The 13640-nt window shown below is 39.0% G+C and carries 7 protein-coding genes; 5 read left to right on the top strand and 2 right to left on the bottom strand.

The features are described 5' to 3' along the window. Positions 1-106 precede the first annotated feature (106 nt). On the top strand, positions 107-1330 hold the full coding sequence (locus KH893_RS02370; RefSeq protein ID WP_281164574.1) for a coiled-coil domain-containing protein: 1224 nt from the start codon (positions 107-109) through the stop codon (positions 1328-1330). Positions 1331-1407: 77 nt separating this feature from the next. Here KH893_RS02370 and KH893_RS02365 read toward each other — a convergent pair whose 3' ends face one another. Continuing rightward, a complete protein-coding gene (locus KH893_RS02365; protein ID WP_281164573.1) occupies positions 1408-2568 on the bottom strand; it encodes a hypothetical protein in 1161 nt (386 codons plus the stop codon). A gap of 267 nt (positions 2569-2835) precedes the next feature. Here KH893_RS02365 and KH893_RS02360 point away from each other — a divergent pair, with 267 nt between their 5' ends. Next, entirely contained in the window at positions 2836-5082 is a 2247-nt protein-coding gene (locus KH893_RS02360) for a copper-translocating P-type ATPase (RefSeq protein WP_281164572.1), read from the top strand. A 62-nt stretch (positions 5083-5144) separates the two neighbouring features. Here KH893_RS02360 and KH893_RS02355 read toward each other — a convergent pair whose 3' ends face one another. Next, a complete protein-coding gene (locus tag KH893_RS02355) occupies positions 5145-6548 on the bottom strand; it encodes a hypothetical protein (protein WP_281164571.1) in 1404 nt (467 codons plus the stop codon). Positions 6549-6820: 272 nt separating this feature from the next. On the opposite strand from KH893_RS02355, the gene KH893_RS02350 reads away from it, so the two are divergent. The 3 genes from KH893_RS02350 (at position 6821) to asp1 (ending at position 13636) form a co-directional block, all read left to right on the top strand. Next, positions 6821-10666, top strand: coding sequence for a lectin-like domain-containing protein (locus tag KH893_RS02350; RefSeq protein WP_281164570.1), 3846 nt, complete (start codon positions 6821-6823; stop codon positions 10664-10666). 172 nt (positions 10667-10838) lie between these two features. Next, positions 10839-12083 (top strand): accessory Sec system protein translocase subunit SecY2, encoded by a 1245-nt coding sequence (gene secY2, locus KH893_RS02345; protein WP_281164569.1) that lies wholly within the window; start codon positions 10839-10841, stop codon positions 12081-12083. After that, a complete protein-coding gene (gene asp1 / locus KH893_RS02340; protein ID WP_281164568.1) occupies positions 12083-13636 on the top strand; it encodes an accessory Sec system protein Asp1 in 1554 nt (517 codons plus the stop codon). Before secY2 ends, asp1 begins: the two co-directional genes overlap by 1 nt. Positions 13637-13640: the final 4 nt, after the last annotated feature.

Raw genomic sequence — 13640 nt, 5'->3', positions numbered from 1 at the left:
CTGGAAAACATTTTTCATCTTTTTTTATCCAGCCGATTATCAAATCAGCTTGATTGATATATAATAAATATATTACATTATTTATCTTTTTTAGAAAGGGCCAGTTATGAAAAATACATTGAGGGCAGCCTTATTCTTGACGCCAATCTTGGTGTTGACTTTAATTCAGACTGATAATCAGGTTGCAGCAACTGATTTGACGCTGAAAAACGTTGCTAGCCAAACAGCGCTGAGTTTGGAGCAGCAAGCTCAACTAGCCAAACAGCAACAAAATAAGACTGATTCGCTTTGGCAGCAGGCTAAAGCTGTGGTCAATAATTTGACTGCACAAGTTGCAAATCTTCAAAACCAGCTAAAGCAGCTTGATCAGGCTCAGTTAAAACTTTTAGGCCAAATCGATCAGGCCCAAACAGCAATTTCTCAGCAACAGGCAATACTTGTAAAGCAGCAGACGCAAGCGGCAACTGCCCAAAGTTCCCAAAAACAGGCGCAAAGCCAACTAACAGCGGCGCAAAATCAACAAACGTCAGCTGAACAGGCACTTACCAAGCAACAAGCTTTAGTTGCTGCTGATCAGTCAGCTTTGGATCAATTACAGCAGGCAAATTCATTAGATCAAGCTAAGATAACGGCAGCGCAAACGCAGTTAAGTACGGATCAAACCAAGTTGGGCACTTTGCAGACGACTGCTGAACAAAAAAATCAAGCGTTACAACAAGCGCAAACTGAACTTAAAAGCAAAACAGCAGCGTTGAATGAAATTTTGACCCAAGTTTCGCAGACTAAACAGCAAATCAAAACTTTGCAAACGGCTATTAAAGCTTATCAGGCGACGTATCAGGCTAACCAGCAAAAAATTTTTCAAATCAGGCTGGAGCTTGAATTATTACAGCAAAAGTTAGCTGTTGCTCAGCAACAAGCAAATCAGGCGCAACAAAACTATTTAGCTGCACAAAAAAAGTATCAGCAATTGCAACAACAACTAGCAGCTAGTCATGAATTATTGACGAAGCTTTCACAGCCGATAACGAATGCTAAAACTTCATCAGCAGCCAGCTCGTCAGCTAAAACCCAAATACCAGTTGATCGAGTGCTGAAAACGGCGGCTGAAACATCTTCATCCGCTCAAAGCACAAAACAGCAAGCAGCCAAATCAGACGTTAATCATTCACAACAAGCTAAAACAAAGGCTGCAGTCACATCAGCTAATTCTGCTAATTCAAATAAAAAGAGCAATTTTTTAGCGTCAAATTTTGACAAACTAATAGTTGCTTTACCAGCAGTCGCTATTTTAGTGGCGTTTGGTTATGATTTCTTTCGCTTACGCTAAGTTAATAAAAAAAAAGGGGTTGGAAAAATTCGATTTTTTCCAACCCTTTTTTGAAGTGCCTTAGCAAATTTTATTTTTTAAGAATAATCAAATTCATCTCGGCCAGCAGAAAGATCGGCGAAAACAGCCAATAAAATGAAGTTATAAGACAACTGCAATAGATGTTGATCAATTGCGGAACTGATGATCACTAACAATAATGCAATTAAGAGTGAAAAAGTCTGCTTTTTAGAAAATAAATAAATTAAGTAAAAAATTGCTGAGCAGACGATCATGGTGGTGATCAGGCCAGAGATAACCAGTAACCGGATATATGAAGAGTCAATATAAAAATAATCTTTTTGGATCGCAAAAGATAAATTTCCATTGCTGTGTTCAACTACATGCTGACCAAACAAAGTGATTCCATGATTAAATAATCCCCTTTGACCTAGAGATAGGCGTTTGGAAAGACAATCGTTGAGAATTTTAAAAAATTTTATTTGCGGGTCAAAGGACACCGTCAGTGCCAGAAAAATAATTAAATAAAAAGCAACCAGCCAACTTAGAAAATATGAGCCTAGCTGGCGCAGACTTTTTTTGACTGGCGTTGGGAAAAGGACAATTGCCAATAACAAAAGCATCATCACCAAATCTAACCGCGAATTGGTCAGTAAAAAGGTCAGGGCAACCAAAATAATGCTGATAATTTTTCCTGGAATTGATATTTGAAATTTGTGCCAAGTATAATAAGCTAAAAGCAAATAAAAAACTCGGGCGGCCAAATCGGTTGGTGTCAAAAAACCTAGTGAAAATCTTAGAACTTGAAAACCAGGTCTGCCATCCATAACTTGAGTCGGAATCACCTTAAGTAAGCTAGCTAAAATTATCAAACTGGCAGTTGGTAATCCAATCCAAAAGAAAGTCCAAATTATTTTTTGAAAATCAATTTTCCATGCGGTGACAGCAAAGATTGCGTAATAAAAAAAGTCTGAATCACCAGAACGTTTACTAAAAAAGTAAAAACATAATAAACTAATGATGACAGCTAAGCGTATTCTCTGGGTTAGATCATTTCGCAGCAGGAAAACTATTAGAATGAAAAATGCCACTAATTTAACTGCTAGATAAATTGTATACATTGGGAAAATAAAGGGTACAGCATAACTTAAATCAATCATCATTAGAAAAACAAAAGCAGCCAAGCATGTCAAATACAGATTGGCATATTGCGACTGCAAGCGTTGATAAAAAGACACGGTATTTCCTCCATTCACATTGGACATTCTGAGTATACAACAAATTAGTATCATTTAGAAAGTCTGTTAAAGTTGTCGGGTAGAAAAATATGTACTTTAGTGACGAATAGTTGTGAGTCTTTAGAAGCAAATTGAAAAATCAGCGATGTTAAGCTGAAAGTAATAGTAGCTTGACATCGGTACAAGGTAAAACTTGCTTTTTATCGTTTACAAATGTAAACTTAAAGTGGAGCTTAAATCAGAAAACTTTTTTGGGGAGGAAGAGCAATGAAGAAAAAAACAACAGTGAATAATCAACAGCATGGCTCAATGAACAAGGATCACGAAATGTCGATGAAACATGGGTCAATGAACAACATGGATCACGAGATGCCAATGGAACATGGCTCAATGAACATGGATCACGAGATGCCAATGGAGCATGGCTCAATGAACATGGATCACGAGATGCCAATGGAGCATGGCTCAATGAACATGGATCACGGAATGTCGATGAAACATGGCTCAATGAACATGGATCATGACATGATGATGCACGGTGGTCAGATGATGCACATGGGGAATCTTAAGCAAAAATTTTGGATCTCGTTGATTTTAGCTTTGCCGGTCTTGTTGCTGGCACCGGTGATGGGACTTGATCGTCCGCTTATTTCTTGGGAAGGCGGTGCCAGCAAAGGATTGGTGATCTTGCTTTTTGATGCTTTGCTGTATTTCTATGGGGGAGCGCCATTTTTAAAGGGGTCAGTTGCTGAAGTCAAAGACAAAAAACCGGCTATGATGACGCTGATCACTTTAGGAATTTCCGTGTCCTTCTTTTATAGCCTTTATGCGATTCTGATTAATAATTTTGGCCATCCCCAAACGTCAGTTATGGATTTTTCGTTTGAACTAGCGACGTTGATTTTGATTATGCTGCTGGGTCATTGGATCGAAATGAATGCTGTCATGGGAGCTGGCAATGCTTTAGATAAAATTGCGGCTTTGTTGCCAAGTACAGCACATTTGATCAATAAAAATGGGCAAACGACCGATGTCAAGTTGGCTGAGCTGCAGGAGGGTCAGCGGGTTCAGGTCCGTGCCGGCGAAAGTCTGCCGACTGATGGGATTGTCATGGCTGGTTCATCAACTGTCAATGAGGCTTTAGTCACCGGTGAAGCAGCAGCCGTGACTAAAAAGGTCAACGACCAAGTGATCGGTGGCTCGATCAATGAAAATGGTACACTGACGGTCAAAATCACCAAAATCGGTCAAAACGGCTACTTATCACAGGTCATGGAAATGGTTCAGCAAGCTCAGCAGGCTAAATCTAAAGCGGAGACGCGTGCCGATACCGTTGCCGGGTACCTATTTTATGCGGCCGTGATAGTTGGCTTGATCGCTTTTTTCGCTTGGCTGCCACAAGGATTAGCAACAGCTTTAAGTCGGATGGTCACTGTGTTAGTGATCGCCTGCCCGCATGCTTTAGGCGTTGCAATTCCATTGGTAGTAGCTCGTTCAACTTCGATCGGTGCTAAAAAAGGTTTGCTGTTGCGTAATCGTCAGGCGCTTGAAGCAACTAAGTCGTTAAGCCACATTTTCTTCGATAAGACGGGCACGCTGACGGCTGGAAAGTTTAAGTTAAATGCGCTGGTGCCAGCTAATGGATATCCAAAAGAACAACTCCTGGGAAATTTAGCTGCTTTGGAAGCAAACTCATCACATCCCTTAGCTCAAGCGATCCTGAGCGCTGCTAAAACACAACAGCTCCAATTGCCGACTGCGCAACAGGTCAAGACGTTGCCAGGTATTGGTTTGAGTGGCCAAATCAATGGCAAGCAGTACCTGATCGCTAATCTTGGCTATTTGACGAAAAAGCAGCTTAAATTCGACCAGCAGCAAGTTGAAACGTGGTCAAGCCGTGGTAATACGATCAGTTTCTTGCTGGATGATCAGGAGCAGATTCTTGGTATGATGGCTGCCGGTGATCAATTGAAAACCGGTGCGAGAGAGCTGGTTGTTAAACTTAAGAAACAAGGAATTACACCAGTAATGCTGACCGGCGACAATCAGGCCGCTGCCAAGTATGCTGCTGATCAGCTGGGAATCACTGATTATCATGCTGGCTTATTGCCAGCTGATAAACAGCAGATCATTGAAAAATATCAGCACGATGGCAAGCATGTCATGATGGTCGGGGATGGTGTTAATGATGCTCCAAGTTTGGCAGCGGCTGATTTAGGAGTCGCGATTGGTGCTGGAACTGATGTCGCTATCGACTCCGCTGACGTAATCCTAGTCAAATCAGATCCGCATGATATCTTAAGTTTCTTGACACTGGCTAAATTGACTAATCGCAAAATGATTCAAAACCTTTGGTGGGGAGCCGGTTATAACTTGGCCGCTTTACCATTAGCTGCTGGGATCTTAGCTCCAATTGGGATAGTTTTAGATCCAGCTGTTGGTGCTATTATTATGGCTTTGTCAACGATAATAGTTGCTTTGAATGCGATGACTTTGACGGAAAAAGCAATTTAAAAAAAATAAAAACTATAAAAGCTTCACCTCTATCTAACTCATGGTAGGGGTGAAGCTTTTTTTTAAGCTTTTTGTAAGCGATTACGTTTCACTTCTTCAATCTTACGTGTCAAGTGTAGCCAGTCATATAGAGTTGGTGTTCTTAACCAAACAATTTGAGGGATCTCATCATGTTTTTTATTATATTGATCAGTTACATATAGGTCGGTTTCTGGTCCAATATAATCGTCAACTTGAATTTCAAAATTCAAAAATTTTTTAAAAAGACGTTCGATAAAACTGTTTGTATAATATCCACCAGCAAAATCTAAACAGATATGGACAATATCTGTTTGAAAAATTTTAAATGGGCCTAAAAAGGCCGCTGCCATCAAATCAAAATGTAAACGTTCATAGCCATAAACTTGAGTAACATTTTTATCAATTTCTTTAATTATTTCTGCAACTGTCTGACTTAGACGTGGATGCAAGTTATATAAATAATCAAAGTTTTTATTGCTAATCTGTTCATTGACGATATTCTTGTATTTTTCTAAAGCTAGATATATGGCTAAAGTCGATGAAAAGTACAACAAAACTTGATCACTAACTTGTTTTTGCTGTCCGGTTAAATTTAAGAAATGACGAAGAATGATTTTTTTGATTTGTAAGAAATATTTCTGATGTTTTGTTTCAAGATATTTTGGCTGCAATAATTCAACCTTTTTTATGCCAATATGGTACAAGAATTGATTTAAAAATATATTTTCACTTTTGAGATATTGTTTTTGAATTGGCAGAGTTTGAATAATCTGACTAGTCTTATTATCCACTTGAGTGATCAATAAATTTTTAGGTACTACGTAAAATTGTTTGGAAGTTCGAAAATAAATTATTTTATAAATCAGTTTTAGTTTTCTTCGCTGTGAAGGATTTAAATGAGTTAATGAAATTTTTAGACTAACAGGATAAGAAAAATCAGGTCGAATTGGATCATCAAAGAAATCAAAAACATTAAATAGTAGATAACGGATTAATGTTTCGTTTAATTGGCGATTTTGTAAAAACTCATTTGCAAATTGAAGCAACTTATTTTTTTGTTGATAAAAACTGGTTCGATTCCAATTGAAATCAATTTCCATCTTTTTGTGATCAGGAAATTCGCCAGTTTTTAAAAACCCGATTGCTAATTCACGTTGTAATGAAAACTTAAAGTAATAGTCTTTGAGCTTGTTGAAAACCTTCCGATCAAGATTTTCATCACAGATGAGTTGATGGGACTCAATTTGGAAGCCATTATTTCCTGTTACTTGATAAATATCATCGTTTAAATTTTCTAACAAGCTGTTTAACCGATAGCTTGATAATCCTTTGCTTTCTTTGAAACTTTTTAATTGCAACTTACGTTCTGGCAAATTATCAATGATTTCTTGGAAGAGGATAATTTTACTTTGGTCATAATTATTTAATAAGTTGAAAAAATTCATCATTATCATTTCCTAGCTATTTTTTTGAAATGTTTAATTTCAGTTCCATTATATAAATAAACAAAAAAATATCAAGCAAAATGTTTTTCATTTTGCTTTTTTTTGAAAAAATAAAAAATCCAGCATGTTCATAGACTTGATAACATTAATTTAGAAATATTAAACCCATAATTAGATTACTCAAAATTGAATTGGTATTGCAAAACCAATTCAATTAAGAATAAAAAAATACACATTTTATGATAAAAAGACATGTTTTGGAGAAATAAGTTATGAAAAAATATAATAAAAACAACTATTTTGAAAGTGAACCTACTACACGAGTAAAACTTTATAAAGCTGGAAAAAATTGGGTCAGCTCAATTTTTACCAAAATCGGCTTAATCAAAATTTCTAGAAGCGATGATCTTCTGAGTTCCCAGTTTAAAGAACAGCGCGAAGTTGAATCATCTGAGACTAACTCAACTTTGAAAACAGCCAAAGTGTTGGCCTTTTTAGGTGCAGTTGCAGGTGGAGCAGCGATTACAAACACGAAGGCTGCAGCTGACACTACCACGGAATTGAGCTCAACAAAGACGCTGGCGACAGATTCAACTTTAGCAACTCAAGAGAGTACCCAAATTAATCAAGATACAACTTCTGAAAATAATTATGTAAATTCGACAAGTGAAATTGCTGCTTCAGAAAATCAAGCTTCAGAATCAGTTTCGCTGTCTGCTCAACAGTCGAGTTCAGCTTCTAATTCAGTGTCGCTTTCAAATGCTGAACAACAATCAGCAATGTTATCGTCATCAATTGTTGCTTCCGAGGCTAAGTCGACTTCACTAATTAATGAAAAAAGTGAATCAACAACTGAAAGTGAATCGGCAACAGAAAGTGGATCAGCATTGCAATCTTCAGCTGCAACTGATAGTGGGAGTGCAAATTATACTAGCTCAGCAGCAACTTCTGACGGTGCCTCATTAAGTACTTCAACATCAGAGACTGAAGCTGCTTCAACTTCTTCTGCAACAAGTGAAAGTGAAACACAGCAGACGCAAGTTTCTTATAAAACTTTGGTCAGTGCTTATGAGCAAACATTGGGAACAACGGATAGTGGCTTGATCAATGTGACGGCAGCAAACTTTTTGGATTATTTTACATTGAATGGCAGTGCTACTTATGATGCAAGCACTGGAATTGTTACTTTGACACAAGATGAGCAAGGTCAAGTTGGCAACTTTGCTTTAAATAGCAAAATTGATATGACTGGCAGTTTCACCTTGACAGGGCAAGTCAATTTAGGCAGCAAGACTTCAGCTCAAGGTGGTGCTGATGGTATTTCCTTTGCTTTTCATGATGGCAATACAACAGATGTCGGGAATTCTGGTGCCAATCTAGGCATTGGTGGCTTGCAAGATGCACTTGGCTTTAAACTTGACACTTGGCATAACGATGATCAGGCTCCAACCTATCCCGATGGAAATAAAGACGGTGCGCAGATTGCAGATGATAATTCCTTGGCTTTTGGCTGGGCTGCTGATCCGACTAGCGATCCACAATTTGGGGCATTCGTAAGTACCCAATCTGAGGAAATCGCTGGTCAATATAACGTTTTTACCGCATCACGTTGGTGGGCAACCACTGATGCAAGTTCTGTTCAAGCATTAAGCAGTGATGATTTGAATGGGCAATTTCATGATTTTGTTATTTCCTATGATGGAAATACAAAACTTTTAACTATAAAATATACAGAAACTAGTGGCACAGTGTTAACGTGGACAAAAACTATTTCGAGTTCAAGTGAGGCAATGGCGATGATCGTCAGCGCTTCAACTGGAGAAGCATCAAATTTGCAACAGTTTAAGATTACTTCCTTTGAATTTAAACAGGCCGCGACGGTCAATGTTGAGTACGTTGATCTCTCAGGAAATGAGTTGACACAGGGGACAGTGACTTATCCAGATGGTCCATATGTCTCAAATTCCTATCAAACAGAGCAAAAGGAAATTAGCGGCTATACTTTCTTAAAGATGGGTGATGGCTCATTAGCATCTTCGGGAACTTTGACAACCAGTGGAAATAATGGGACAGTAATTTATGTCTATGTTAATGAATCTGAATCAAGCAGTTTAAGTAGTTCGACCAGCACGAGCGCTTCGACTTCAACCAGTTTATCTGAATCCTTGAGTAGCTCAACTTCAGGAAGTGAGAGTAGTTCCAGCTCATTAAGTAGTTCGATTAGTGAAAGTTCGTCCGGATCCTCGAGTTCTTCATTATCAACCAGTGAGAGTACTTCAAGTTCATTAAGTGGTTCAGTTTCGAATAGTGAAAGCTTATCAGACTCCTTGAGTAGTTCAACTTCAAGCAGTGAGAGCAGCTCGAATTCGTTGAGTAGCTCAGTTTCAAATAGCGAAAGTTTATCAGAATCCTTGAGTGATTCAATCTCAGAGAGCGAGAGTACCTCAAGTTCACTAAGTGGTTCAGTTTCAAATAGTGAGAGTACCTCGAGTTCCTTGAGTGGTTCAGCTTCAAGTAGCGAAAGCACTTCAAGCTCGTTGAGTAGCTCAGTTTCAAATAGCGAAAGTTTATCAGAATCCTTGAGCGACTCAACTTCAAGCAGCGAGAGTACTTCAAGTTCACTAAGCAGTTCAACTTCAAGCAGTGAAAGTACTTCGAGTTCATTGAGTGGTTCAGTTTCGAATAGCGAAAGTTTGTCAGAATCTCTGAGCAGTTCAATTTCAGAGAGTGAAAGCACTTCGAGTTCGTTAAGCAGTTCAGTTTCAAATAGCGAAAGTTTGTCGGACTCGTTGAGTGGTTCAGTTTCGAATAGCGAGAGCTTGTCAGACTCCTTGAGTGATTCAATCTCGGAGAGTGAAAGTACTTCAAGTTCACTAAGTGGTTCAGTTTCGAATAGCGAAAGCTTATCAGAATCCTTGAGCGACTCAACCTCAAGCAGCGAGAGTACTTCAAGCTCGTTGAGTAGCTCAGTTTCAAATAGCGAAAGCTTATCAGAATCCTTGAGCGACTCAACATCAAGTAGCGAAAGCACTTCAAGTTCGTTGAGTAGCTCAGTTTCAAATAGCGAGAGCTTGTCAGACTCCTTGAGTGATTCAATCTCGGAGAGTGAAAGTACTTCAAGTTCACTAAGTGGTTCAGTTTCGAATAGCGAAAGCTTATCAGAATCCTTGAGCGACTCAACCTCAAGCAGCGAGAGTACTTCAAGTTCACTAAGTGGTTCAGTTTCGAATAGCGAAAGTACTTCGAGTTCATTGAGCGGTTCAACTTCAAGCAGCGAAAGCACTTCAAGCTCGTTGAGTAGCTCAGTTTCAAATAGTGAGAGCTTGTCGGACTCGTTGAGTGGTTCAGCTTCAAGTAGCGAAAGCACTTCAAGCTCGTTGAGTAGCTCAGTTTCAAATAGCGAAAGTTTATCAGACTCCTTGAGCGACTCAATCTCAGAGAGCGAGAGTACCTCGAGTTCATTGAGTGGTTCAACTTCAAGCAGTGAAAGCACTTCAAGCTCGTTGAGTAGCTCAGTTTCGAATAGCGAAAGTTTGTCGGACTCGTTGAGTAGTTCAGTTTCAAATAGCGAAAGTTTGTCGGATTCGTTGAGTAGTTCAGTTTCAAATAGCGAAAGTTTATCAGACTCCTTGAGCGACTCGATCTCAAGTAGCGAGAGTACTTCGAGTTCACTAAGCAGTTCAGTTTCAAATAGTGAAAGTTTGTCGGACTCATTGAGCGACTCAACTTCAGAGAGTGAAAGCACTTCAAGCTCGTTGAGTAGTTCAGTTTCAAATAGCGAGAGCTTATCAGAATCCTTGAGCGACTCGATCTCGGAGAGTGAAAGTACTTCGAGTTCACTAAGCAGTTCAACTTCAAGCAGTGAAAGCACTTCAAGCTCGTTGAGTAGCTCAGTTTCAAATAGTGAGAGCTTGTCGGACTCGTTGAGTAGTTCAGCCTTGGCCAGTGAAAACTTTAATAGCTTGAGTATGGAAGCAAACTCTTCTCAGCAACATTCACAAACTAAACAAAGCGAATTACCACAAACTGGCGAAGAAAGCAGCATAGGGTATCTTGGATTCTTAGCAATTGGCTTAGCTGGTTTAGTGGCTGGTGGCAATAAGAAGAAAAAAGACTAATTTTCATCCTATTTAGTCTAGACCTAGGAATTTAAATAAATGGGATCATGGTCAAAGTGATCCTGTTTTTTTATTGCAAAAAGTTTTTAATTTTACCCGTTTGTATTTATAATAAGCTGAAAGTATAAAATTTATTGATTTTATTTTTGGAGTATTAGAAACGGAGTGTATCTTGAAGCAACTTACCAAAAAGAAAGAATTATTTAAAATTATCTGGTCAAAATTGGCGTGGACTGGCTTGATTTTAGTCGTCTACGACCTGGGAAAAAATATTCCACTACCCTTTGTTCAGGTGAGCAAACTAAATAAAATGAGTCAATCTGCCAGCTTGTTATCCTTGTCTGGAAGTGCCACCGGTGCAAATTTGACCCAGGTCTCACTGTTCTCGCTTGGCTTAAGTCCTTGGATGTCAGCCATTATAATTTGGCAGCTTTTGTTAATGATTAAAGGTTTAAGTTTTGACAAATTAAGTAAAAAGGAAACGGATTTTTTTCAGTTATTACTGACGTTAGTGATCGCACTAATTGAAGCCTGGGGAATGATCGTTAGTTTACCGATTATTGTTACAGGGGTTTTAGAAAAAATTATCGTTAGCCTGGTTGTTGTTGCTGGCAGTTTTTGGCTAATTTGGCTGGCAAATATGAATTCAGTCAAAGGCATTGGTGGTTCGATAACCGTCATCTTGTTTGGTATCTTGGGAAATGTTATTCAACAAGTCACAGAGATCATCCGACCGCATACGCTAATCTTAGTCATTTTGATCTGTTCATTAATATTTTTGCTAATAATTAGTTTGACCGTGATTGTTGAGCAAACTGAATATCATGTCAAGATCCAACAAATTATGATTGAAAGTCACTTTAGCGATCAAACATATTTGCCAATTAAATTGAATCCAGGAGGCAGTATGTCGATTATGTTCAGTTTATCGTTGTTGATGTTGCCAAATTACCTTTTGCAGATTCTACATCAGCAATTTCCAGACAATTCAATTATTGTTTGGTTGATTAAAAATGTTGCCCTGACCTCTTATTTTGGTGTTTCATTGTATATCTTGATCTTGTTTGGGTTAACGCTGGTCTTTGGTTTAGTTAATGTTGATCCAGAAAAAATTGCGGAGGATTTGCAAAAAGCTGGCGATTATCTAATCAAGGTTAATCCTGGTAAGGATACCGAAGTCTACTTGCGCCAAAAGGTTTTACAATTGTCTGTATTAGGTGCAATTTATACGGTTGCTTTTGCCGGGGTACCACTGTTTTTTGGCGTCGGCCGCACTCAGTTGCTGAATGTATTGTTACTTCCCGGAATGTTGATGATGACTTGCAGTATGGTCTTGATGATTATCGAACAATTTAGAACGATTAGTTTGTTGCATGGTTATGCTGATTTGTTGGACTTTTCTCGAGGAGGAAATTAATGTTTTATTTTTTGCCTAGTTGGAAACAGGCCAGTCAAACGACCTGGGATGCTACACCGCAGCCTTGGTACTCTGCAGCGCATAAAATTGAATTTGATGATACAGTTAGCCAACTTCGAATGCTGCATGAAGCGCAGCAGCAGCCAAAGATCGTTTTGACTGCCTATTCACCATTTTTAAGGACTTTTTTACAACAACAAAAGCTTTTAGGGGTTGCTTATTATAGTGTATTTGATGATTTGCAGAAAACAACAACTATGCCAATGCGCTCATTGGATTTTTTGGATTTAAACTGGCCAGCAGACATTGAATTCAACTATACGCCGTTTTTAGTAATTGCTAGTTTGCATGATCGGCTCTGGGCGCGCATTGAGTTTGGTGAGGGTGGACGTTTATTGAAGATCGAGCGGCCAGTGAATGATCAGCAGACCAAGACCTATTTCTTCGACGATCGTGGCTTCCTATCAAGCATCAAGTTTTGGGATCAAGCGCGGCAAAGAGGCTCACATAAGTTTTTGAGTTCAACTGGTGAAGTTTGCTTACAGCTAGCTTTGCCGGCAAACACGGTTCGAGTTAAGGGAGCTTTAGGGCTTAAGCAGACGGAATATCCTGATTTGGATAGTTTGATTCAAGAAAGGGTCAGCAACTATTTGAGCAAAACATTGACACAGAATAATTTCTTGATGGTCGCGGCCAGCACGGAAAATCTTGCTTTGCTGGCAGCTGCCAATTTACCTCGGCAACGACTGGGATTTTCAATCTTTAGCAATCGACTGTCATTTGATTTGCAAACGTGCCAGCAGTTGGCTAAGGGCAAAGTTTGGTTAGCTGATACAGATCAAAATTATCAATTGCTGGTAGCAAAAGCTCAAGGGTTGCCGAATCCACCGCAAATTAGGTTGATGACTCCGTTTGATAGCCGGTTGAATTTGGGCCATAGCCAACAACTTAAGGAACTGAAAATTCTTTGGTTGTTTGATGGCTTGTCGCTTCCAGAACAAAAACAAGTATTTTCAGTTTTGTTAGCTCAAGTTGCCAAAAATCCGGCAATTCAACTGACTTTGGCCACTTATCGTCAGTTAGATCAAACGAAATTAGCCACAGAGTTGGGTCCGTTGATCACTCAGGCAAACTTGAATGATCAAGTAATTTTTGATTTTCAAAAATCAGCTTCAGACGAAGAAAATGATTTAACTGTTTCAGCGAATCAGCGCTTAATCAATTGCTTGCCAATCAAAAAAGAGACTGATTTGATCAAGGAATTGTCAGCTACTCGGCTGATTATTGACTTAGCGGCTAAGCCAAGCCTGTTTTTGCAGATTGCTGGCATCAGTGCTGGAATCCCGCAAATTAATCGCGTTGTGACCAGTTATGTCCAGCCTCAGCAAAATGGGTTGGTGATCAGGAGTTTGACCGAATTAACAGCGGCTATCGATTATTATTTAGTTGGCTTAAAGCACTGGAATCAAGCTTTAGTTTATGCAACTGAAAGAATTGCCGAGTTCTCTAGTCAGAAGTTATTATCAATTTGGCAGTCTTTAGAAAGTAAGTGATAAT

The sequence above is a fragment of the Liquorilactobacillus sicerae genome (assembly GCF_029916425.1).
Lineage (GTDB): Bacteria > Bacillota > Bacilli > Lactobacillales > Lactobacillaceae > Liquorilactobacillus > Liquorilactobacillus sicerae.
Note: the sequence above shows the minus strand (reverse complement) of the source record. Positions and strands in the feature narration are given on the sequence as shown.

Excerpts from the sequence above, each read along its gene's own strand:
- KH893_RS02370 (WP_281164574.1), top strand. The coding sequence starts at position 107 with ATGAAAAATACATTGAGGGCAGCCTTATTCTTGACGCCAATCTTGGTG.
- KH893_RS02360 (WP_281164572.1), top strand. The coding sequence starts at position 2,836 with ATGAAGAAAAAAACAACAGTGAATAATCAACAGCATGGCTCAATGAAC.
- KH893_RS02355 (WP_281164571.1), bottom strand. The coding sequence starts at position 6,548 with ATGAATTTTTTCAACTTATTAAATAATTATGACCAAAGTAAAATTATC.
- KH893_RS02350 (WP_281164570.1), top strand. The coding sequence starts at position 6,821 with ATGAAAAAATATAATAAAAACAACTATTTTGAAAGTGAACCTACTACA.
- asp1 (WP_281164568.1), top strand. The coding sequence starts at position 12,083 with ATGTTTTATTTTTTGCCTAGTTGGAAACAGGCCAGTCAAACGACCTGG.